Below are 19,798 nucleotides of genomic sequence, written 5' to 3'. Positions count from 1 at the left end.
GCCAGCCCGTCGGCCACGTCCCAAGGCGCCAACGGACGTCGCCCGAGATGATGTCTCACATAGGAACGGCATGCGGGACACTCCGCGCGGCCGCCCGAGCGCGCACGGCTGTCGCGGAACCTTGGTTTCGGGAGTGGCCGCTCGGCCCGTCAGGCGGAGGGTCCGCCGGGGAACAGGGCGCGGTCCGAGATCCAGCCGGGTGGTCGGCACCACGTCGGCCGCCTCACCGATCACCTCGACGTCGGGCCGGCCGTCCAGTGTCACGCGCAGTGCGTCACGTGAGTATTGATCAAACGGACGGCTCCCGCCCCGTTGCGGGGCGGGAGCCGAGTTGCGCACGTGATCAGGATGCGGGCGGTGGCGCGCTTCCGTTGTAGAACGGGTTCTCGGGTAGACGCTCGGGTGTGACGAGCAGCCGGATCACGCCGGCCTTCACCTGCCATGCGTTCCAGACGGTCCAGCCGGGTCCGACCCGGTCGGCAGGTAGCGGCTCGAAGGACAGGCCGCCCGTTTTCTTATCCGTCCGAATGAGGCTGAACACCGCGGTCAGGTTACGCTTGCGCGCCTCAGCCAGGATGTCGTCCACGGGGCGGCCGTCTCTCAGCCGGACCCCGCCGAACATCTCGCCTGGCGCCATGGCCGAGTCGAAGTTCGCGTATTCCTCTCCCGGCTTCGCCTGGCGTCCCAGCTTGACGTCTACATGGCCGGTGAAACCGGCGGGGATTCGCATCACCATGACGCAGTGTCTGTCCTGTCCTGGCTGGCATCCTTTGGGTGTCGCCTCCATCGAGAGGGGGACACCGTTGATCCGAGGGCCGGAGGGGTCTGGCTTGGCTTCCGGGGCGGGGCGAGAGGAACCCTTGTCTGCGATGATCATGCCGAGGATCTTTCCCACGCCGCCTGGCGAGACGGGCACCGGGCGTAGATCGACGTTCAGGCCGACCGCGTGGAACGCCTGGGTGTACTTGTCGTGGTCAGCGAACGGGTCCTTGATGCGGGCGACGTACTGGTCGCCTTCCCGGTGGATCTCCACCGCGGAGTTGGCGTAGGACACCGCCACGCCACGTCCGTCCTCCAGTAGGCTCGGCCCTACTACGATGCCTGTTGCGAGCATGGCCGCAGCGGTCAGGCCCAGCGCAAGACGTCGAGGACTGCGCGAAGCGGACCGGTGAGCACGTCCCAGCGTCCTGGCGGCACTGCCGGGCTCCTGGGCCGCGATCGAGGCCAGCAACGCGCGCGCCCCCGTACCGGACGCGTGGCTGTTCGGCTGTCCGGGCTCGACTCGGGCCAGTGGTCTCAGAAGTTCGTTGATCTCATCGACGTTCCTCACAACGACCTCCCCGCCGGAATCATCCGGCTTTCTGCTGTGAACGGGACACTGGCTTCGTCGAGTGCGCGCGAGAAGCGCCTGCGGGCGCGATAAAGCCTGATGCGCACGGCGTTGCGGGACAGTCCCAGCATCGCGGCGATCTCATCGCGCCCCAGCCCCTCCCAGGCGACCAGCGAGAGAAGCTCACGGTCGTCGTCGGGCAGGCTGCGAAACACCGCGCCGATCACGCTCAGCTCCACGCTGCTGCCGGGAGAGTCCCCATAAAGATCGGCCATCTCGGCGTCAAGCTCCACGCTGCGCAGCCGCTGCCGGGCTGTGCTCCGGCTGTGATCGGCCAGCACCTTGCGCGCTACGCCATACAGCCAGAGCTTGGCCTCCTGCCCCGGCGGCAGATCAGCCACCCGGCGCCAGGCAATGGTGAAGGTCTCCGCCACGACATCGGCCGCATCCTGCGGAGAGTCACAGCGGCGTGCGGCGTAGGCTGCGATCTGGTCGTATGTCCCCCTGTAGACGGCCTCGAACCTGGCCGCTTCATCGTCATCCACGGGCGATTCCCATGGCCGATCTCCTTGTCAGTACGAAACGCGGACATCCCCATACATGGCGAAAGGTGCCCCACCATTTCATGTGAATCTTGGAAATCTTCAGCGCTTTCGGACTCCAGCGCCTTCACAGAAGCTTTTTCGAAGTCGGCGGGCAGGTCCTCGTCCGGGTTGCGCCACCGGTCGGCGCCGACCACCCAGATCTCCTTGCAGCGCAGCTGCTCGCGCAGGGTCTGGAAGGTGGCCACCTCATACACCATGCGCGCCACCGGCCGCCGACCGCGGGTGTCGGTGCGATGGACCAGGTCGGCCCAGTCCTCGAGCGTGCCCGTGTGCTCGGGCGGGGTCTCACCGAGCGGGTAGTAGGTGGTGTCGCCAGCCCTGGCGTAGCGCTGGACGAGCTTGAGCGCGTCGATGAGGGGCTGGATCGCGCCGGCGCTGGACACCGCGGCGGGGGACCAGGCGCAGTAGCCCGGCGGCGCGCGCGTCGATCCGGCGCTCCAAGGAGGCCCGGTCGCTCGGCCGGTTCGAGGGTGGTCACGGCCCCGGATCGGGTCAGCCGCGCCAGCCGCCTCGATGCCGCGAGACGACGACCCGAACAGCGCGCCCGGGGCCTCCTTCATGGGCCTGCGGTCACGTGGCGGTGAGCTTGTCGACGTCGGGGGCGTAGACGGTCATCCAGTGCGGGTGCAGCCGGTAGTAGACCACCTCGTTCTCCCAGTCGAAGGCGCCTTCGCCGTAGAAGTCCTTGAAGTACGCGAGCAGGTCCGGCCAGTCCGCGGCGGGCTCGCCGTCCTCGGGGTTGAGGATCTCCACCGTGCCGTGGGTGAACACGCCCAGGTCCTCGCCGCGCATGTGCGCGACGCTGGCGGCCGGGCGGGTGGTCAGGTGGCGGGCCTTGGCGGCGCTGCGTGCCGTTCCGAAATGCCACCTGCCGTGAAGGAAATGTCCGTCCACGCCGCTGATCCGCGGCTCGCCCTTCGCCGTCACCGTGGACAGTGCGAGGGTGCACATGCCGGTGAGGACCTGGGTGAGCTGCTCCGCGGTCAGGGTGCGCTCGGTGACGATCGAGCGGAGATGCGAGGTGGAGCGGGACAGGGAGGAGTCCAGGAGGCTCTGGAGCTCTTTGAGATCTTCTTGCGTTTCGCGCATTGCTTTCCTTGTCTATCCGTACGACCGGTTCGCGGCCACCTTCGGCGCTGACCGGTGAAAGCCATGTTCGATCAAAAACCTGACACCTTGTGTCTTGTTTCTTCGCCCGGTGGTGGTCATGGACTCGGCCGTCACACCCGCGAAGGCAGGAGCGGGCAGTCACACCAGGTCACGTCCCCGAGGCTTGGGCCGTGCCCAGGTGGTTACGCCAGCCGGGGTGGTTACTTGGGGTCGTTGAACCATTGCAGGGAGCGATATACCGTCGCGGCATGGGCATCCCGACCGAGCCGATCGGCAGCATTCCCCGTTCACCCGAATTCCTGGCCGCGATGCGCTCCGGCGACGCCGCCGAGCTGGCGCGCGCCCAGGAATCGGCCGTGCGGGACACGATCGCGCGCATGGAGCAGGCCGGCTCGCCGGTCGTCACCGACGGTGAGCAGGCCAAGCCGAGCTTCGCCACCTACCCGATCGCGGGCTTGGCGCACCTGGCGCCCGATGGCGCCGTGATCCCGTTCGCGGACGGGCACACCCGGCAGCTGCCCCGATTGACCGCGGGGCCGTTCCGCTACGCCGTACGCGCCGAGCAGTACCTGCGGGCCGCCCAGCGGCACGCGACCGTCCCGGTCAAGCAGGCGGTCATCGCGCCGTCCGCGCTCAGCCTGCTCTACCCCGCCACCGGCATCGACGGCTACCCGCGCGAGCGCTTCCTGGACGACCTGGCCGACGAGGCCGAGGCCGACATTCGCGGCTGCCTGGACGCCGGAGCGCACGCCGTCCAGCTCGACTTCACCGAAGGGCGGCTGTCGCTCAAGCTCGACCCCAGCGGCGGCGTGCTGGAGGAGTTCGTCGCGCTGAACAACAGGGTGCTGGAACGGTTCTCTCCCGAGGAGCGGTCGCGGATCGGGGTGCACACCTGCCCGGGCGGCGACCAGGATTCCACCCACAGCGCCGATGTTGACTACGCCGGGCTGCTGCCCCACCTGTTCCAGCTCAAGGCCGGCAACTTCTACGTCCAGCTGGCCAGCGAACCCGAGCCCGACAAGGTTCTGGCCGTCATCGCCGAACACCTGCCGGCCACCGCCCGGATCTTCGTCGGCGTGATCGACCCGATCGATCCGCAGGTGGAAACCCCCGAGCAGGTACGCGACCGCGTGCTCGCCGCGGCCCGCCACCTGCCTCCCGACCGCCTGGGAACCTGCGACGACTGCGGGTTCTCCCCGTTCGCCGACGACACCTCCACCTCCCGCGAGGTGGCGTTCGCCAAGATCAGGGCGCGGCTGGAGGGCACCGCCTCGGCCGCGGCCGAGCTGGGCGTCTGACCCTCACACCAAGGAGCCCGCAATGCCGCACATCCACCTGAACACCGACCTGCCGGGAATCCTCTCCCTGTTCGCGTTCCGGCCCGAGACGGCGCGACCGCTCAGCGAACTGGCCGAGGTCCTGCTGCGTGGCCCCAGCACGTTGACGCGGGGCGAACGCGAGCTGATCGCCGCCTACGTCTCCGCGCTCAACGACTGCCAGTTCTGCACCAGCTCGCACGCGGCCTTCGCGGCGGCGCAACTGCCCGAGGGGATGGCGCTGATCGATCACGTCCGCGCCGACCCGGCCACCGCGCCGATCTCCGCCAAGCTGCGGGCACTGCTGGCCGTCGCGTCCGCGGTCCAGCGCGGCGGACGCCAGGTCCAGACCATCCAGATCGAGGCCGCCAGGGAGGCCGGCGCCAGCGACGTCGAGATCCACGACACGGTGCTCATCGCGGCCGCGTTCTGCATGTTCAACCGCTACGTCGACGGGCTGGCCACCGTCACTCCCGACGACCCTGCCGCCTACGAACAGAGCGCCGCTCGCATCGTGACCGATGGCTACCTGGCCGCGCTGCTGGAGCCGACGACCTGACGCCCGAGAACGCGCCGTGCCCGGCCACGCCCACCTCGGCCGGCAGGACGCGAAGGGGGTACGGCACGCGGTGCCGTACCCCCTTCCGCTATTCCATCGCGAACAGCTCGAGCGCGATGCCGTCCGGGTCGCGGAACGACAGCACGGCGCCGAACGGCGACTCGACCACGGACGAGTAGGTGACGCCGAACTGCTCGAACCTGCGCGCCCACGCGTCGAGCGCCGCGCGCGACGGCACCGCGAACGCGACGTGGTCGATGCCCACCCTGCGGTGGTCGAAGTCGTCCTCGCGCACGTCGAGGTGCTGGGTGAAGCCGACGATGGCGAGGCTGTCGTGCAGGCAGACGGTGCGCAGCCAGCGCTCCTCGTCCATCGTGGCGAACTCCTTGAAGCCGAGGACCTCGGTGTACCAGCGCACGCTGGCGTCCCTGTCCTTCACCGACAGCGAGATGTGCGAGACGCCCATGAGCTCGGACATGGACCTTGCCTCCTTGATCTTGCCGGACACTGTCTGGACACTCTGTCGGAGTGAGGCCAAGCCAAGCAAGCATTCGGTCGGCTCGCACCGCGCCTTCCCCGCCTTCGGCGGCGATCCGCCGGCGGCGAGTCGCGGTGAGGGGCGCAGCACGCAAGGCGGCCGGCGGCCTTGATACGCGGCTGATACACGGCTGAGCACCCGCGGATACCCGGCGAACACAGAGCGGACGGAAACGGGCTCCAAAGTGGCCACGGCGTCGTGAAGGGCGGCGCGATCCCGCTGAGAAGGAGTCCTTGATGCGTGTGTTGGCGTGCGGTCTGCTCGGTCTGGCGGTGTTGACCGGCTGCGGGGGAGCCCCGACCCCCGCGGCCGACGGCGGCGGGGCCACGGTGGACAGGGCTCGCGAGCGGGAGACCGTCATCGCCACCTGCATGAAGCAGAAGGGTTTCCCCTACACCGCCTCGGTCAGCCGGCCCAAGAAGTCCGATGCGAACCCCGCCGACTACGCGGTGATGAAGGCGGACCGCAGCAAGTACGGCTTCGGCGTCTTCTCCGCCGTCGTCTATCCGAAGCCGCGGGAAACGCGGGCGCCGGACCCCAACCAGGCGACGATGGAGGGCCTGTCCGGCGCCAAGCGGGACGCCTACGTCAAGACCTTGAACGAGTGCAGGGTCACCGCCCTCCAGCAGGTGGACGGCCTGAAAGTCACCTCGGTCGCCGACTATCAGGACCAGATGAGCACGGCGATCGAGAACATCGACAAGACGCTCGACGGCGATCCCAAGCTTGTGGAGCTCGCCGCGCCGTTCGCCGAGTGTCTGAAGTCGAAAGGCGAGCGGGTGACCTCCGCGAAGCCGCTCGCGCTGAGCGCCCGCGGCATGCAGGTGTGGGGCGAGCAGGCTGACCAGCTCGGCAAGGCGGGCAAGGTCACGGCGGAGGCGGCCAGGCCGTACCTCGCCAAGGAGATCAAGTCGGCGCTGGTCGACCTGGAGTGCGGCAAGGACTTCTACGCCGCCTTCGCCCCCCTGCAAAGGCGGCTGACCAACGAGGCCAGGGTGAAGTACGGGTTCCAAGAGCAGTGATGCGTACCCCTCGCGGCAAGCTGCTGCTCGTGCTGGCCGTGGTCCTGGTGGTCGCGGGGACCGGCTGGGGAGTGGGCACCCTGCTGCGTTCCCCGGCCGACGAGGCGGCGGCGCGCAGGCCGCCCCAACCGTCGCTCGTCACCGCCGCGGTCGAGCGGCGCAAACTGGTCGCCACCGTCGTGGTCAGCGGCACGCTGGAGTACGGCTCGCCGTATCCGGTGTCGCTGGCCGGGGTGGTGGGCGGCAGCGAAACGGTTCAGCGCGCCACCCGCGCTCCCCGGCGGGGCACTCTCGCGGAGGGCGCGGTGCTGATGGAGGTGAACGGGCGCCCGGTGTTCGTCTTCTCCGGCAAGGTGCCGATGCACCGCAGCATCGTCCCCGGCGCCGAGGGGGCCGACGTCACGCAGCTGCAGAAGGCGCTGCGCAGGCTGGGCTACCGCGCACCCGCGACCGGCGTGTTCGACCAGGCGACCGTCGCCGCGGTGTCGCGCTTCTACGCCAAGCGGGGCTACGAGGCGCAGCAGCCCACCTTGGAACTGCGGCGGCAGCGCGACGAACTGCGCCGGGCCGTACGGACCGCGCAGGAAGTGCTCGCGGCCGAGCGCAAGGCTCTTGACCAGGGCAGGGATGTGCTCCCGATGAAAGTCAGGCTCACCAACGCCCGGCTGGATCTGAAGGCGGCCGAACAGGCGTTGCAGAGCGCGCGGGCACAGGACCACACCACCGAGGACGAGGCCAAGGTCGAGGCCGCCGAGAGCGCCGTACGGGCGGCCGAGGAGAAGCTGCTGGCGGCCCAGCAGGAGCTCGACCAGGCCACGGCGCCGTCCACCCCCGCGCCCAGCCCCAGCTCCACCGCGGGCCCGACCACAGGTGCCACGCCCGGACCGCCCGCCGACACCCGCCTGCTCGAACTCCGGGTCGCCAACGCCGACGCGGAGCTGGCTGCCGCCAGGTCGGCGCTGGAGCGCGTACGGGAGGAGGCCGGGACCACGCGGGCCAAGCGGCTGGCCGAGCTGAGGAAGAACGTCCGGGTGGCGCGCGAGGTCGTCGTCACCGCCGAGCAGGCGCTCCGCCAGGCCAGGCAGCTCTCGCCCGTCAAGCTGAAGGCGGCCAACGCCCAGCGTGATCTGGCCGCGGCGCAGGCGCTGCTGGCCGAGTTCTCCCGGACCTACGGCACCACCGTCCCGCCGGGAGAGGTCGTCTTCCTGCCCAGGCTGCCCGCCCGGCTGCACAAGCCGGCCGTCAAGGCGGGCGAGCCGGTGGACAAGTCGGTCGCCACGGTGACCAGCTCCGCCTTCATGGTCTCGGGCTCGGTGGACGTGGCCGAGGCCGAGCGGGTGAAGACGGGTCTGAACGCGAGCATCGAGACCGAGGCCGGCAGGACCGTCCCCGGCACGGTGACCGCCATCGGCGGACGCGACGCGAAGGGCGCCGTGCCGGTGACGATCACGCCCGCCTCGATGAAGGGCCTCAAGAAGCTCGCCGGGGCGCCCGTCACGGTGCGCGTGACCATCGGCGCCACCGACCAGGAGGTGCTCGTGGTCCCCGCCGCGGCGGTCGTCACGGCCGCGGACGGCAAGGCCCGCGTGCAGGTGGAGGTCGCGCCCGACCGGACCAAGGAGGTCGAGGTACGCACCGGCCTGTCCGCCGACGGAGCCGTGGAGGTGACCGGCGACCTCAAGCCGGGCGACATGGTGGTGATCAACAGTGCCTGAGCCGGTCATCCTGCTCCACGACCTGACCAGGGAGTTCCCCGCCGATCCACCTGTCAGGGCGCTGTCCGCCGTCAACCTGAGAGTCGACCGGTCCGACTACGTCGCCATCGTCGGCCCCTCGGGGTCGGGGAAGTCCACCCTGCTCAACACGCTCGGTCTGCTCGACCGGCCGACCAGCGGCAGCTACCGGCTCGACGGCATCGAGACCGCCTCCCTGAAGGACAGCGTGCGGACCACCATCCGCGGCAGCCGCATCGGCTTCGTCTTCCAGTCCTTCCACCTGTTGCCGCACCGCAGCGTGCTGGAGAACGTCATGCTGGCCGAGGTCTACGGCGCGGTACCGCGCGCGGGGCGGCGGGAGCGCGCGATGCGGGCTCTGGAGCGGGTACGGCTGTCGCACCGGGTGGACTTCCTGCCCGGCAGGCTGTCCGGCGGTGAGCGGCAACGCGCCGCCATCGCCCGCGCGCTCCTGGGCGAGCCGTCGCTGCTGCTGTGCGACGAACCCACCGGCAACCTCGACAGCAAGAACACCGACGCCGTGCTCGACCTGTTCGACGAACTGCGCGCCCAGGGGATGACCATCGTGGTCATCACTCACGAGACCGAGGTGAGCGACCGGGCCGGGCGCCGGGTGCGCATCACCGACGGCGTCCTCACAGAGGAGTAGACGTGCACCCTCGCGACCTGCTGGACGAGGCCCTGGCGGGTCTGCTGGCCCGCCCGGTGCGTTCGGCGCTGACCACGCTGGGCACCGTGCTGGGCATCACCACGCTCGTCGTCACCCTGGGCATCGCCGCGACGGCGGGCAACCAGATCGTCGGCCGCTTCGACGAGCTCACCGCCACCTCCGTCACGGTCGAAGTCCCGGAGAACCCCGTCCCCCTGGTCGACTGGGCCGGCGTCGACCGGGTGACCCGGCTGCGCGGGGTGGTCTCCGCCGCCGCGCTCGCCGAGTCGGAACAGAGCACCAATCTCAGCGTCCGCTCCAACGACATCGTGGACCCGACCCGGGTCACCGACCAGACGCTGACCGTGGTCTCCAGCAGCCCCGGCCTTCCCGCCGCGGTCAAGGGCAGGATGATCGAGGGCCGCTACTTCGACGCCGGGCACATCGCCCGTGGGGACAAGGTCGTCGTACTGGGCCAGCACGCGGCCAAGCTGCTGGGCATCACCGGGCTGACCCGTGCCCCGGCCGTCTTCATCGGCACCCAGGCGTACACCGTCATCGGCGTGCTCGGCGACCTGAAACGCGAAAAGAGCCTCGCGGGTGCGGTCATGCTGCCGCCGTCCGTCGGCAAGCGCTACGGCCTGAGCGACGTGACCCGGGTTCTGGTCAACACCGGCCTCGGCGCCGCGGAACTGATCGCCGATCAGGCGCCGACCGCGCTCAGCCCCGGCAATGAGGCCCGCCTCCAGGTCATCTCGCCGCCCAGCCCCACCAGAGCGCGCGATGCGGTGGAAGGCGACGTCGACGCCCTCTTCCTGATCCTCGGGCTGGTCTCCCTGGTCGTCGGCGCGGTCGGCATCGCCAACGTCACGCTGGTGACCGTGATGGAGCGCATCGCCGAGATCGGTCTGCGCCGCGCGCTCGGCGCCGCCCGCCGCCACATCGCCGCGCAGTTCCTGCTGGAGTCCACCCTCACCGGGCTGACCGGCGGCGTCATCGGTGCTTCCGGGGGAATCGTCGTGATCGTCGTGGTCTGCGCGGCCAAGCAGTGGACTCCGGTCCTGGACGTACGGCTGGCCGTCATGGCTCCTGCCGCCGGTGCCGTCGTCGGGCTGCTGGCGGGCCTGTACCCGGCCCTGCGGGCCGCCCGCATGGAACCGGTCGCCGCGCTTCGGTAGATATGGTGCACCTTCATGACATCCCTGCTGCTCGTCGAGGACGACGCGGTGATCCGCGCGTCGGTCAGCCTGGCCCTGGAACGCTACGGCTATCGCATGACCACCGCGGCTGACGGACTGAGCGGCCTGGAGGCGGCCCAGGCAGGCGGCCACGACCTCCTGCTGCTCGATGTGATGCTGCCCGGCCTGGACGGCATCAGCGTGTGCCGCAGGATCAGGGAGACCAGCCAGGTGCCGATCCTCATGATGTCGGCCCGCGGTGACGGCCTGGACATCGTCGCCGGGCTGGAGGGCGGCGCCGACGACTATGTGGTCAAGCCGGTCGATCTGCCGGTGCTGGTGGCCAGGATCCGCTCGCTGCTGCGCCGGGCCAGTATCGCGCAGCCCCCGCCCACGACCGGGCGGGCCGCCGAGAGTGCGGTGCTCACCTTCGGCGAGCTGAGCATCGACACCGGTTCGCTGGAGGTACGGCGGGCTGGGCGACGCGTCGAGCTGAGCCCGACCGAGTTGCGGCTGCTACTGGAGTTCGCCGCCCATCCCGGCATCGTGCTGGAACGGGCGACGCTGCTGCGCACCGTGTGGGACTACGGGTGGGACGGCGACAGCCGCGTGGTCGACCTGTGCGTCCAGCGCCTGCGCAAGAAGGTCGGCGCCGAGCGCATCGAGACGGTCCGCGGGTTCGGCTACAAGTTGAGCGCCACATGAACCCGGCTTCGCTGCGATGGAAGATCGCCGCCCTCGTCACGCTCGCCTCCACCGTCGTCGCCGCCGTGGTCGGGCTCCTGGTTCACCGGGCGACCTGGCAGCGTGCCCTGGACATCGGCGCGGCTCGGGCCAGGACCGCCCTCGACAGCTCACTGGCCCCCGCTGAGCGGCCCGGCGGCACGCCCGACGACGTGGTGACCGTCGAGGAGCTCCCTGACGCTCTGGCCGCCCAGCTGCGGCCGGGCCGGCCGGTGATCTGGTACGGGCTCGATCACCGGGACGAGCCGTGGATGTGGGCCGCCCAGCCGTACGGCAGCGACGGCAGCCAGGCGGTGAGCGTACAGATCTCGATGGGCTCGGAACTGCTCGACCTGTACGCGCTGGACCGAGACATGGTCAAGGCCGCACTGCTGGCCCTGTCCGGGGTGGTACCGCTGTCGGTGCTGGCGGCCGAACTCCCCAACCGGCGGCTTCGGCGCATGGCCCGTACCGCCCGCGAGATCGCCGACGGCAACCTGGCCGCTCGCACCGATGCGGGCGGCCGGGACGAGATCGCCGAGATCGGCGCCGGGCTCAACTCCATGGCCGCCAGCCTGCAGCGGCGACTGCTGGCCGAGCAGCGCTTCACGGCCGATGTCGCGCACGATCTGCGCACCCCGCTGATGGGGCTGCTGACCGCCGGCCAGTTGCTGCCCGACGGGCAAGCCACCGACATGGTCCGCGACCGGATCGGCGTCCTGCGCGGCCTGGTTGACGACCTGCTGGAGATCTCCCGCCTGGACGCCACCGACGAACAACCGGACCGCCGGCCGGTGCCGCTGGCCGACCTGGTCCGCGAGTCGCTGCACCGTGTCGACGTGCCCGCCGAGCTGCATGTCGTCCCCGACCAGGGCGACCCGACAGCCGTCACCGATGCGCGCCGCCTGGAGCGCATCGTCGCCAACCTGCTCCTCAACGCCCGCACGCACGGCGCCGGCCCGGTCACGATCACCGTGGGCTCCCGCCGGATCGTCATCCGCGATCACGGGCCGGGTTTCCCGCCGGACCTGCTCGCGAACCTGAACGAGGGACAGGCGCAGCGCTTCCGCACCGGACGGACCGAGCGCGGCCGCGGGCACGGGCTCGGCCTGACCATCGTGCTCGGCCACGCCCGCATCATCGGGGCGACCCTCCAGTTCGCCAACCCGGTCAACGGCGGTGCGAGCGTCACCATCACCCTGCCCGACTGATGTGCCCGATGGCCGGCCCCTCCCTGCCGTCTCCAGGTAGCCGCGCGGCGTCTCCCCGACGACGGACCATTGTGATGCCCCCCTTGTGAGATCTTGCCCGCGCCGTTGGGGCCGAGCAGGGAGAAGATCGTGCCCTGCGGCATGGCGAGGTCGATGCCGTCCAGGACGCGGTGCGCGCCGTACGACTTGGTCACCGAGATGGCGGGGACGGCGTGGATCAGCAGCGCGGGGAAGGCGACGCGCATCTCGATGCAGATGCCTGGAGCGTTCAGCGTCCTCTGCGCATGTAGGCGCGGAGCGACAGCGGGACGAAGATCACCAGCAGCGCGGCCGACCAGAGCAGGACGGTGGTCACCGGATGCGCGAGTGGCCAGGTCACGTTTCCGGACGGGGCGCCCGGGTTGCCGAACAGCTCCCGTGAGGCGGCGGTGAGCGCGCTCACCGGGTTCCAGTCGGCCAGGAAGCGCAGCCAGCCCGGCATGCCGGCGGTCGGGACGAACGCGTTCGACAGCATCGTGAACGGCAGGAACAGCGGCACCATCGCGTCGGCGACCTGGTCGTTCTTCACCGCCAGGCCCACATAGACGCCCACCCAGCTCAGCGCGTACCGCAGCACGATCATCAGCAGGAACGCCTGGGCCGTGGGGATCAGGCCGCGATGCGGCTGCCAGCCCACCAGCAGGCCCGCGCCCACCATGATGGCCAGCATCAGCAGGCCGGTCAGCAGGTCGGCGCCGGTCTGCCCGAACGGCACCGCCGAGCGCGCCATCGGCATGGAGCGGAACCGGTCCATCACGCCGCGGGAGGCGTCGGTGGCCATCCGCGTCATGACCCCCATCACCGCGGAGAAGGTCACCATCGCGAACAGGCCGGGCATGAGGTACTCGCGGTAGTCGCCGCCGTTCGGCACCTGGATCGCGCTGCCGAAGACGTACCCGAACAGCACCACCATGACGGCCGGGAAGATCAGCGCCGCGACGAGTTCGCCGGGATTGTGTCGCAGCCGTCCCAGCTCGCGGCCGACCAGGGTCAGGCCGTCGGTGAACGTCCACCGCAGGCGGCGGCCCAGCGGCGGGGCGAGGTCGGTCATCGGACCAGTTCCTTCCGGTCGGTGAGGCGCAGGAACACCTCGTCGAGGGTGGGGCGGCGCAGCCGCACGTCGGCCACGGCGACCCCGGCGCGGTCGAGCTCGCGCACGATGTCGGCGAGCCGGAAGCCGCCGCCCGGCAGGGCGACGCTGAGCCGGTCGGCGCCGGTCATCGTGGGATCGGTCCCGGTCAGGGCTTTCAGCACGGTCGCCGCCGGAGGCAGGGCGGCGGGGTCTTCGAGGACGACGTCGAGGCGGTCGCCGATCGTGGCCTTCAGCTCGTCGGGTGTGCCCGTGGCGATCACCTGTCCGTGGTCGACGACGGCGATGTCGTCGGCCAGCTGGTCGGCCTCGTCCAGGTACTGCGTGGTGAGCAGCACCGTGGTGCCGTCCGCCACCAGCTCGCGGACGTTGTCCCAGATCTCGCCGCGGCTGCGCGGGTCCAGGCCGGTGGTCGGCTCGTCCAGGAAGAGCACCTCGGGGCGCAGGATGAGGCTGGTGATCAGGTCGAGGCGGCGCCGCATGCCGCCGGAGTAGCCGGTGACCTGCCGGTCGGCGGCGTCCATCAGACCAAAGCGTTCGAGCAGCTCGTCGGCCCGCCGGCGCGCCTCGCGCCGGGACAGGTGGGAGAGGCGTCCGAACATGCGCAGGTTGCCACGGCCGGTGAGCTTCTCGTCCACGGCGGCGTACTGGCCCGCGAGCCCGATCCTGGCGCGTACCTTGCCGGCCTCGCGGACGACGTCGTATCCGGCGATGCGGGCGTGCCCGGCATCGGGGTCGGACAAGGTCGCCAGGATGCGCACGGCGGTCGTCTTCCCCGCGCCGTTGGGCCCCAGCACGCCGCAGACCGTGCCTTTCGGAACGCTCAGGTCCAGCCCCCGCAGCGCATGGGTGTCGCCGAAGGACTTGTGCAGCCCCTCGGCGACCACGATCGGATCAGGCATGACCCCTCCACTGGGTACGTTGTACGCGGTTGCGGGTCAGGTTAGGTTACTGGGTACCATGTACGCAACCGGGGAGGGGGAGACGGTGGCCGACGCCGAGTACGTGAACATCTGGATGCGGCCCGAGCGCCCCGCCCGTGGGCCGAAGCCGGTCTACAGCCGCGCGCAGATCACCGAGGCGGCCGTCCGGATCGCCGACGCCGAGGGGTTGGAGGCCGCCACCATGCGGCGGATCGCCGCCGAGGTCGGCGCCGGCACGATGTCCCTCTACCGGTACGTCCCGAGCCGCGACAACCTGGTCGAGCTCATGGCCGACCGGCTGATGGGCGAGATCGACGTCACGGGCATGCCCTCGGGCGACTGGCGCGCCGACCTGACCCGCTACGCCGACGGGCTGCGGGCCATGTGGCTGAGGCACCCGTGGATCGCCACCGTGCAGCGGTCACTCCCCAGCTTCGGCCCCAACCAGCTGCTCTTGATCGAAGCGCTGATGGGAGTGCTCGACGCCTTCGTCTCCATCGACGAGAACCTCGGCCTCATGGCCATGCTGCACGGCTACATCGAGGGCACCGTCCGCGAGGAGATCAGCTCGGCCGAGGAAATCCGCCGCAGCGGGCTCAGCGAGTCGGAGTGGATGGCGCGGAGCTACCCGTACGTCGACCGGCTGGTGAAGAGCGGGGAGTACCCGATCTTCACCAAGATCGTGATGGAGGCGCGCCAGCCGCACCTGAGCCGCGACGACCAGTTCCGGTACGGGCTCCAGCGCGTCCTCGACTGCATCGCCGCGGCCCTCCCGTCAACGGCCGAGTCTCCGATGCCGGCGCACCGAGAGGGGCGGGAAGAACAGGATGGGCCAGGGGCAGGCTCGTAGTCGCCCCTCCGAGAGGGCATCAAGAGCGAAACAGACGCACAGGCGGGTCTTGGCGACCGGTTCGCGCCGCTGGACCGCACATGGCCGCCGCGCGTGTTTCATGGGTGGTCGTCTTTCATGGGTGATCGTCCATGAGACACGCGCGGCCGTCTCCAGGGAGCGCGATGATGCGCCACGTGCGGTCGCGTTCGGCGGCCGGGGTCAGGAGCTGGTGAGGATGACGAGTCGCTGGGTCGCTCGCGTCATCGCGACATAGCGGTCGACCGCTGCTTCGATGCCCTCGCCGAACCTGTCCGGGTCGATGAGGACGACCAGGTCGAACTCGAGCCCCTTCGACAGCTCCGGAGTCAGCGACCGGACGCGTGGCGTCGACCGGAACGTGGGATCGCCGATGACGCAGGCGATGCCGTCGGCATTCCCGGCGAGCCAGGTGTCGAGAATGGAGCCCAGATCCGAAGCGGATCCGTGGACGACCGGGACGCCGCTGCTACGGATGGAGGTCGGCACGTTGGCGTCAGGGAGCACGGCCCGGATGACCGGCTCGGCCTCCGCCATGACCTCTTCCGGCGTACGGTAGTTGACGCTCAGCGAGGCCAGGTCGATCCGGTCGAGCCCGATCCGCTCGAGCCGTTCCTGCCACGACTCGGTGAACCCGTGCCTGGCCTGGGCGCGGTCGCCGACGATGGTGAAGCTCCGGGACGGGCAGCGGAGCAGCAACATCTGCCACTCCGCGTCGGTCAGTTCCTGAGCCTCGTCCACGACGATGTGCGCGAACGGTCCGGCGAGCCGGTCCGGCTCGATGCCGGGCGATGCGCTCTCGTCGACCAGGGCGTCCTGCATGTCGCGTCCGAGGAGCATCGTCACCACCCCTTCACCGTCGTCGTCGGCCTCGAGCAGGTTGTCGACGACCTGCGCCATGCGCTCGCGCTGCGCGGCGACAGAGGCGTCGTGCCGACGCTTACGCCGCGACGCCTCCGGGTCGCCGAGCCGCTGCCGTGCCGCGTCCAGGAACGGCAGGTCGGACACCGTCCAGGCCTGGGCGTTCTCGCGCTGAAGCTTCCGAACCTCGTCGGGGCTGAGCCAGGGAGCGCACATCCGCAGGTAGGCGGGCACCGACCACAGGTCTCCGACGAGGTCGGCCGCTTCGAGCAGCGGCCACGCGCGGTTGAAGGTGGTGAGCAGCTCCCTGTTCCGCAGCAGCGACTTGCGGAGCAGGTCAGCCGGGACTTCGTCGTCGTCGTGCTTGTCCGCCAGGATCGTGAGCAGTTCCTCCCAGATCTGGTCGCGCGCCTCGTTGTGCGGAGTGCCGGGTTCTGCCGCTTCGAACGCCTCGGCCCAGTCGTCGGCGCTCAGCCAGATGTCGGACCAGTGGGTCGTGACCGTCATGCCCTTGGCGGGCGGGTTCTCGTAGAACCTGACGGCGAGTTCGATCGCCTTCACCAGGTCCGCGGACGACTTCAGGCGGGCCACGTCCGGGTCGGTCTCGATCGCTGCCGCGGCTCCCTCGGCGACCAGGTCTCGCAGGGTGCAGGTCTGCACGCCCTCCTCACCGAGGCTGGGCAGGACGTCGGCGACGTAGGCCAGGTACGGCTGGTGCGGACCGACGAACAGCACGCCGCCCCGGCGGTGACCGAGGCGCGGGTCGGAGTAGAGCAGGTAGGCGGAGCGGTGTAGAGCGACGACGGTCTTGCCCGTACCCGGACCGCCGTCGACGACGAGAGCGCCACGCGATCCCGCGCGGATGATGGCGTCCTGGTCGGCCTGGATGGTGCCGAGCACGTCCCGCATGCGTGACGACCGGCTGCTGCCCAGGCTGGCGATGAAGGCGGACTGGTCGTCGAGCGCGGCGTGCCCTTCGAACCCGTCCGCGGTGAACACCTCGTCCCAGTAGTCGCTGATCCGGCCACGGGTCCAGCGATACCTGCGCCGGCTTGCCAGTCCCATCGGGTTGCCGTGGGTGGCTCCGAAGAACGGCTCAGCCGCGGGGGAGCGCCAGTCGAGCAGCAGCCGGCGACCCTCGCTGTCCGTGAGGCCAAGCCGTCCGATGTACACGGGCTCGGGGTTGTCCGCGCTGACCACGCGTCCGAGGCACAGGTCCAGACCGAAGCGGCGCAAGGCGCGCAGGCGAGCGCTCAGCCGGTGGACCTCAAGGTCCCGGTCCATCGCCTGCCGCCCTTTGCCGCCGGGCGCCTTGCGCGCGGCGGCGAGGCGGTCGGACAGCTCGGCGATCGACTGCTCGAGGCTCTCCGCGATGGCCGCGAAGTGCTTTTCGTCGTCGGCGATCAGCGCCGGGTCGGCCTTGGGGGCAAGGTGGTCGGGAAGGTCGAACGCGCTGGTGGTCAAGGGGTTCACGTCATCAGCTCCGATCTGGGGTCCTGGCTCGGCGATCACGCGTGGTTCACGCGGACACGGGTGGCCTTTTCTCCGCTGACCACGTCGAGCAGGAGCTTCGCGGCCACCGTCGCCCCGTCGGTGCGGATCGCGCCGGCCACGGCGGTGGCTCGGGCGCGGGTCTCGTGGGCCAGGGCCGTCCTGAGGGCGGCTGACAGGGAGTCGAAGGTCGGAGCCGGACCGTCGTGTGCCACCCCGATGCCGAGCTCGGCCACCCGGCCCGCCCAGTACGGCTGGTCCGCCGCCTGGGGCACGACCACCTGAGGCGCGCCGGCCCGGGTGGCCGTCGTCGTGGTGCCCGCGCCGCCATGGTGCACGACGGCGACCACCCGGCCGAACAGGGCCTGCTGGTTGACATCGCCCACGACGAAGCAGTCGTCCCGGTCGTCGATCAGGGCCAGGTCGGCCCAGCCGCGGGCCACGACCGCGCGACGGCCCTGCGCGCGGACCGCCTCGATGGCCGCCTGGGCGACGTCCGTCGAGGCGCGCATGGGCATGCTGCCGAAGCCCACGTACACCGGTGGTGTGCCAGCGTCCAGGAACGCCCCCAGCTCGGCCGGGAGGGGGCGGACGTCGGGCACGATCCACGCGCCGGTCTGGACGACGTCGAAATCCGGCGTCTCCTGCCACGGGTCCAGGATCGGGTCCGTCGCCAGCCACGGCTGGTCGCCGATGACGTAGTCGCGGACGTTGTCCACCGGCGGCAGGCCGTTCGACGCCCGGTTCGTGTTGAGCGCCGCCCCGAACAACGCGTTGATGCTCTGGGCGTCCAGCTCCCACAGCGCCCGGTTGTCGGTCACCCCCGGCGGGAACGGCCGGCCCGGATACGCCAGCGGCCGGTGGCGCGGCGACGGCAGGGTGAGCTGCTGGAAGGTCACGGAAACGGAGCGGATGCCCAGTTTCTCGGCCACCGACAGCGCGCCGGCCGCGGCCGGGATCATGCCGGTGGCCACCAGCACGTCACATCCCTCGGCCGCCGCGGTGACCGCGTCGAACTGGCCGGCGATCAACTCAGCCGCACGGTCGGGCAGGGACGACGGCGGCGGCGCCGCGGTCATCAGCGCGCGAGCCGACCGGCCGACCGGCACCAACGGCACGCCGACACCGGCCAGCCGCTGCGCGAACTCCTCGTCCGGCGGCGCGCACACCCGCACCTCCGCACCGAGTTCCCGCAACCGCACCGCGAGTCCCGCCAGCGGTTCGACATCCCCGCGCGACCCATACGTCGACAACACCACGCGCACTCTCGCGTCCCCCGTTTCCGCAGCTTCTGCCTTCGGCCGACGATTCTGCGGCATACCCAGGGTCTTGCCGCAAGTCCCCCGGTGCGCTATACGTTGAGAGTGGAAAGGAGCGGGTAGCCCCCTTTCCCTTTTTGTTGTGGACGGATCACCTCCTCACGAAGCGGCGGCACGCCGCGTTTCGTGGGTTCAAGAGGACGCGAAGGTCACCGAATCTGACCGTGACCGCTGTCTCCATGCGCGGTGAGCGTGTAGCCCTCAGGGCCCTCGAAGGAGAACATCGGGCCGAAGGGGCTGTCCGCCATCGGGGTGAGGATCTTGATCCCGGCGGCGGTGAGCTGGTCGCGCAGCTTGTGGGCGTCCGAGGTCTGGAACCAGAGCGCGACGCCGAGCCCGGGCCGCGCGGTGTCGTCGAGGTCGACGCCCGGGAGGAGCTCGCGGACGGCGAACGGGGTCGGCTCGGTGTCGAAGACGACCGCGTGGGGCGGCGAGACGGCGGCCCGGCGCAGGCCCAGGTGCTGCTCACAGAAGGCGGCTGCCGCGGCCACGTCGCGAACTTGCAGGGCGACGAAGTCGGGGCCGTTGACGGTGATGGACATGGGTCTTCCTCGATCCTGTATGTCAGAACTTTGACATAGCCCAGGCTAGAACCGCGGGATTCCTATGTCAAAATACTGACATGAAGGAGAGCTTGCCGACCGCGCCGGCGAAGGACGTCACCGGACACGTGGGATACCTGCTCAAGCGTGCCCAGGCCGCCTTGCGTGGCGCCATGGACAAGGCCCTGCGCGAGCACGGGCTGACCGTGCCGCAGTACGCCACCCTCGAGCTCCTGGCCCTGCACCCCGGCATGTCCAACGCCGACCTCGCCCGTGCGACCTTCGTCACCCGGCAGTCCGGAAACGTCGTCCTGCGGGGTCTGCAGGAGGCGGGACTGATCACCCGGCCCGCCATCGCCGACCACGGCCGCGCCCGGCCCGCCCACCTCACCGAAGAGGGCCACGCACGCCTGGAGGCGGTCCAGACCGCCGTCTACGCCATCGAGCAGCGCATGGTCGAAGCGATCCCGCCCCAACGGATGGCAGTGCTCCTCACCGACCTCGACCGCATAGCGGCGGCCCTGGAGGAATAGGATGCTCGCCACCCTGCGCGACTGGAGCGCCCGCCGCTCGGCCAGCAGCCGCGCCATGCTCGCCGGTGCCGCCGCCCTGGACGCCTACCTCGCCTTCCTGCCTGCTCCGCCCGGAGACGGCCGAGTGCCACAGCCGGCCTGAGCGGGACTTTCCTGTG

At 70.5% G+C, this 19,798-nt stretch carries 20 protein-coding genes and 1 pseudogene; 11 read left to right on the top strand and 10 right to left on the bottom strand.

Going from position 1 to position 19,798, the window contains the following annotated elements:
• Positions 1 to 343 precede the first annotated feature (343 nt).
• The 3 genes from ABZX22_RS14290 to ABZX22_RS14280 all read right to left on the bottom strand — a co-directional run bounded on the left by ABZX22_RS14290 (position 344) and on the right by ABZX22_RS14280 (position 3,024).
• On the bottom strand, positions 344 to 1,330 hold the full coding sequence (locus ABZX22_RS14290) for a hypothetical protein (RefSeq protein ID WP_354908421.1): 987 nt from the start codon (positions 1,328 to 1,330) through the stop codon (positions 344 to 346).
• A complete protein-coding gene (locus ABZX22_RS14285; RefSeq protein WP_354908419.1) occupies positions 1,327 to 1,875 on the bottom strand; it encodes a sigma-70 family RNA polymerase sigma factor in 549 nt (182 codons plus the stop codon). Before ABZX22_RS14285 ends, ABZX22_RS14290 begins: the two co-directional genes overlap by 4 nt.
• Positions 1,876 to 2,505: 630 nt before the next feature.
• A complete protein-coding gene (locus ABZX22_RS14280; RefSeq protein WP_354908417.1) occupies positions 2,506 to 3,024 on the bottom strand; it encodes a pyridoxamine 5'-phosphate oxidase family protein in 519 nt (172 codons plus the stop codon).
• Between the two features lie 269 nt (positions 3,025 to 3,293).
• Here ABZX22_RS14280 and ABZX22_RS14275 point away from each other — a divergent pair, with 269 nt between their 5' ends.
• Together ABZX22_RS14275 and ABZX22_RS14270 are read left to right on the top strand one after the other, a co-directional pair.
• Complete coding sequence (locus ABZX22_RS14275) at positions 3,294 to 4,343, top strand: cobalamin-independent methionine synthase II family protein (protein ID WP_354908415.1); 1,050 nt, start codon at positions 3,294 to 3,296, stop codon at positions 4,341 to 4,343.
• A gap of 22 nt (positions 4,344 to 4,365) precedes the next feature.
• The gene (locus ABZX22_RS14270; RefSeq protein ID WP_354908412.1) at positions 4,366 to 4,920 is read left to right on the top strand and encodes a peroxidase-related enzyme; all 555 of its coding nucleotides are present in this window, start codon (positions 4,366 to 4,368) and stop codon (positions 4,918 to 4,920) included.
• A gap of 88 nt (positions 4,921 to 5,008) precedes the next feature.
• On the opposite strand, the gene ABZX22_RS14265 is transcribed toward ABZX22_RS14270, so the two are convergent.
• Complete coding sequence (locus tag ABZX22_RS14265) at positions 5,009 to 5,398, bottom strand: VOC family protein (protein ID WP_354908410.1); 390 nt, start codon at positions 5,396 to 5,398, stop codon at positions 5,009 to 5,011.
• A gap of 296 nt (positions 5,399 to 5,694) precedes the next feature.
• Here ABZX22_RS14265 and ABZX22_RS14260 point away from each other — a divergent pair, with 296 nt between their 5' ends.
• The 6 genes from ABZX22_RS14260 to ABZX22_RS14235 are packed head-to-tail and all read left to right on the top strand — an operon-like array spanning position 5,695 to position 11,974.
• Positions 5,695 to 6,480 carry a hypothetical protein gene (locus ABZX22_RS14260; protein WP_354908408.1) on the top strand — a complete coding sequence of 262 codons (786 nt, stop codon included), beginning with the start codon at positions 5,695 to 5,697 and terminating at the stop codon, positions 6,478 to 6,480.
• Positions 6,480 to 8,195: a peptidoglycan-binding protein gene (locus tag ABZX22_RS14255; RefSeq protein ID WP_354908406.1), complete on the top strand. Its 1,716-nt coding sequence runs from the start codon at positions 6,480 to 6,482 to the stop codon at positions 8,193 to 8,195. The genes ABZX22_RS14260 and ABZX22_RS14255 overlap by 1 nt, the downstream gene beginning before the upstream one ends.
• Positions 8,188 to 8,862, top strand: a complete 675-nt coding sequence (locus ABZX22_RS14250; protein ID WP_354908404.1) for an ABC transporter ATP-binding protein — start codon at positions 8,188 to 8,190, stop codon at positions 8,860 to 8,862. Before ABZX22_RS14255 ends, ABZX22_RS14250 begins: the two co-directional genes overlap by 8 nt.
• 2 nt (positions 8,863 to 8,864) lie before the next feature.
• Entirely contained in the window at positions 8,865 to 10,040 is a 1,176-nt protein-coding gene (locus ABZX22_RS14245; protein WP_354908401.1) for an ABC transporter permease, read from the top strand.
• A 15-nt stretch (positions 10,041 to 10,055) separates the two neighbouring features.
• Complete coding sequence (gene cseB, locus ABZX22_RS14240) at positions 10,056 to 10,745, top strand: two-component system response regulator CseB (RefSeq protein WP_354908399.1); 690 nt, start codon at positions 10,056 to 10,058, stop codon at positions 10,743 to 10,745.
• Positions 10,742 to 11,974, top strand: coding sequence for a HAMP domain-containing sensor histidine kinase (locus tag ABZX22_RS14235; RefSeq protein WP_354908397.1), 1,233 nt, complete (start codon positions 10,742 to 10,744; stop codon positions 11,972 to 11,974). Before cseB ends, ABZX22_RS14235 begins: the two co-directional genes overlap by 4 nt.
• Before the next feature lie 92 nt (positions 11,975 to 12,066).
• On the opposite strand, the pseudogene ABZX22_RS14230 reads toward ABZX22_RS14235, so the two are convergent.
• From ABZX22_RS14230 to ABZX22_RS14220, 3 genes and pseudogenes are all read right to left on the bottom strand, one after another.
• A pseudogene (locus tag ABZX22_RS14230) lies at positions 12,067 to 12,219 on the bottom strand (ABC transporter); the annotation flags it as partial.
• Positions 12,220 to 12,242: 23 nt separating this feature from the next.
• Positions 12,243 to 13,064: an ABC transporter permease gene (locus ABZX22_RS14225; protein ID WP_354908395.1), complete on the bottom strand. Its 822-nt coding sequence runs from the start codon at positions 13,062 to 13,064 to the stop codon at positions 12,243 to 12,245.
• The gene (locus ABZX22_RS14220; protein ID WP_354908392.1) at positions 13,061 to 14,005 is read right to left on the bottom strand and encodes an ATP-binding cassette domain-containing protein; all 945 of its coding nucleotides are present in this window, start codon (positions 14,003 to 14,005) and stop codon (positions 13,061 to 13,063) included. Before ABZX22_RS14220 ends, ABZX22_RS14225 begins: the two co-directional genes overlap by 4 nt.
• A gap of 58 nt (positions 14,006 to 14,063) precedes the next feature.
• Between ABZX22_RS14220 and ABZX22_RS14215 the strand changes: the two genes are divergently transcribed.
• Positions 14,064 to 14,876, top strand: coding sequence for a TetR/AcrR family transcriptional regulator (locus ABZX22_RS14215; protein WP_354908391.1), 813 nt, complete (start codon positions 14,064 to 14,066; stop codon positions 14,874 to 14,876).
• 201 nt (positions 14,877 to 15,077) lie between these two features.
• Here ABZX22_RS14215 and helR read toward each other — a convergent pair whose 3' ends face one another.
• From helR to ABZX22_RS14200, 3 genes are all read right to left on the bottom strand, one after another.
• A complete protein-coding gene (helR, locus tag ABZX22_RS14210; protein WP_354908388.1) occupies positions 15,078 to 17,228 on the bottom strand; it encodes an RNA polymerase recycling motor ATPase HelR in 2,151 nt (716 codons plus the stop codon).
• Positions 17,229 to 17,263: 35 nt separating this feature from the next.
• Positions 17,264 to 18,502: a glycosyltransferase gene (locus ABZX22_RS14205; RefSeq protein ID WP_354908387.1), complete on the bottom strand. Its 1,239-nt coding sequence runs from the start codon at positions 18,500 to 18,502 to the stop codon at positions 17,264 to 17,266.
• Between the two features lie 212 nt (positions 18,503 to 18,714).
• Positions 18,715 to 19,107 carry a VOC family protein gene (locus ABZX22_RS14200; RefSeq protein ID WP_354908386.1) on the bottom strand — a complete coding sequence of 131 codons (393 nt, stop codon included), beginning with the start codon at positions 19,105 to 19,107 and terminating at the stop codon, positions 18,715 to 18,717.
• Positions 19,108 to 19,187: 80 nt separating this feature from the next.
• Between ABZX22_RS14200 and ABZX22_RS14195 the strand changes: the two genes are divergently transcribed.
• Positions 19,188 to 19,640 carry a MarR family transcriptional regulator gene (locus ABZX22_RS14195; protein ID WP_354908384.1) on the top strand — a complete coding sequence of 151 codons (453 nt, stop codon included), beginning with the start codon at positions 19,188 to 19,190 and terminating at the stop codon, positions 19,638 to 19,640.
• A 1-nt stretch (position 19,641) separates the two neighbouring features.
• Positions 19,642 to 19,782: a hypothetical protein gene (locus ABZX22_RS14190; RefSeq protein WP_354908383.1), complete on the top strand. Its 141-nt coding sequence runs from the start codon at positions 19,642 to 19,644 to the stop codon at positions 19,780 to 19,782.
• The last annotated feature ends 16 nt before the right edge of the window (positions 19,783 to 19,798 follow it).

This window comes from Nonomuraea sp. NPDC003804, assembly GCF_040610675.1.
Lineage (GTDB): Bacteria > Actinomycetota > Actinomycetes > Streptosporangiales > Streptosporangiaceae > Nonomuraea.
Note: the sequence above shows the minus strand (reverse complement) of the source record. Positions and strands in the feature narration are given on the sequence as shown.

What these genes read in the sequence shown, in the direction of transcription:
- ABZX22_RS14280 (WP_354908417.1), bottom strand. Translation starts at nt 3,024, where the DNA reads ATGCGCGAAACGCAAGAAGATCTCAAAGAGCTCCAGAGCCTCCTGGAC.
- ABZX22_RS14275 (WP_354908415.1), top strand. Translation starts at nt 3,294, where the DNA reads ATGGGCATCCCGACCGAGCCGATCGGCAGCATTCCCCGTTCACCCGAA.
- ABZX22_RS14270 (WP_354908412.1), top strand. Translation starts at nt 4,366, where the DNA reads ATGCCGCACATCCACCTGAACACCGACCTGCCGGGAATCCTCTCCCTG.
- ABZX22_RS14265 (WP_354908410.1), bottom strand. Translation starts at nt 5,398, where the DNA reads ATGTCCGAGCTCATGGGCGTCTCGCACATCTCGCTGTCGGTGAAGGAC.
- ABZX22_RS14260 (WP_354908408.1), top strand. Translation starts at nt 5,695, where the DNA reads ATGCGTGTGTTGGCGTGCGGTCTGCTCGGTCTGGCGGTGTTGACCGGC.
- ABZX22_RS14255 (WP_354908406.1), top strand. Translation starts at nt 6,480, where the DNA reads ATGCGTACCCCTCGCGGCAAGCTGCTGCTCGTGCTGGCCGTGGTCCTG.
- cseB (WP_354908399.1), top strand. Translation starts at nt 10,056, where the DNA reads ATGACATCCCTGCTGCTCGTCGAGGACGACGCGGTGATCCGCGCGTCG.
- ABZX22_RS14235 (WP_354908397.1), top strand. Translation starts at nt 10,742, where the DNA reads ATGAACCCGGCTTCGCTGCGATGGAAGATCGCCGCCCTCGTCACGCTC.
- ABZX22_RS14225 (WP_354908395.1), bottom strand. Translation starts at nt 13,064, where the DNA reads ATGACCGACCTCGCCCCGCCGCTGGGCCGCCGCCTGCGGTGGACGTTC.
- ABZX22_RS14220 (WP_354908392.1), bottom strand. Translation starts at nt 14,005, where the DNA reads ATGCCTGATCCGATCGTGGTCGCCGAGGGGCTGCACAAGTCCTTCGGC.
- ABZX22_RS14215 (WP_354908391.1), top strand. Translation starts at nt 14,064, where the DNA reads ATGTACGCAACCGGGGAGGGGGAGACGGTGGCCGACGCCGAGTACGTG.
- ABZX22_RS14200 (WP_354908386.1), bottom strand. Translation starts at nt 19,107, where the DNA reads ATGTCCATCACCGTCAACGGCCCCGACTTCGTCGCCCTGCAAGTTCGC.
- ABZX22_RS14195 (WP_354908384.1), top strand. Translation starts at nt 19,188, where the DNA reads ATGAAGGAGAGCTTGCCGACCGCGCCGGCGAAGGACGTCACCGGACAC.
- ABZX22_RS14190 (WP_354908383.1), top strand. Translation starts at nt 19,642, where the DNA reads ATGCTCGCCACCCTGCGCGACTGGAGCGCCCGCCGCTCGGCCAGCAGC.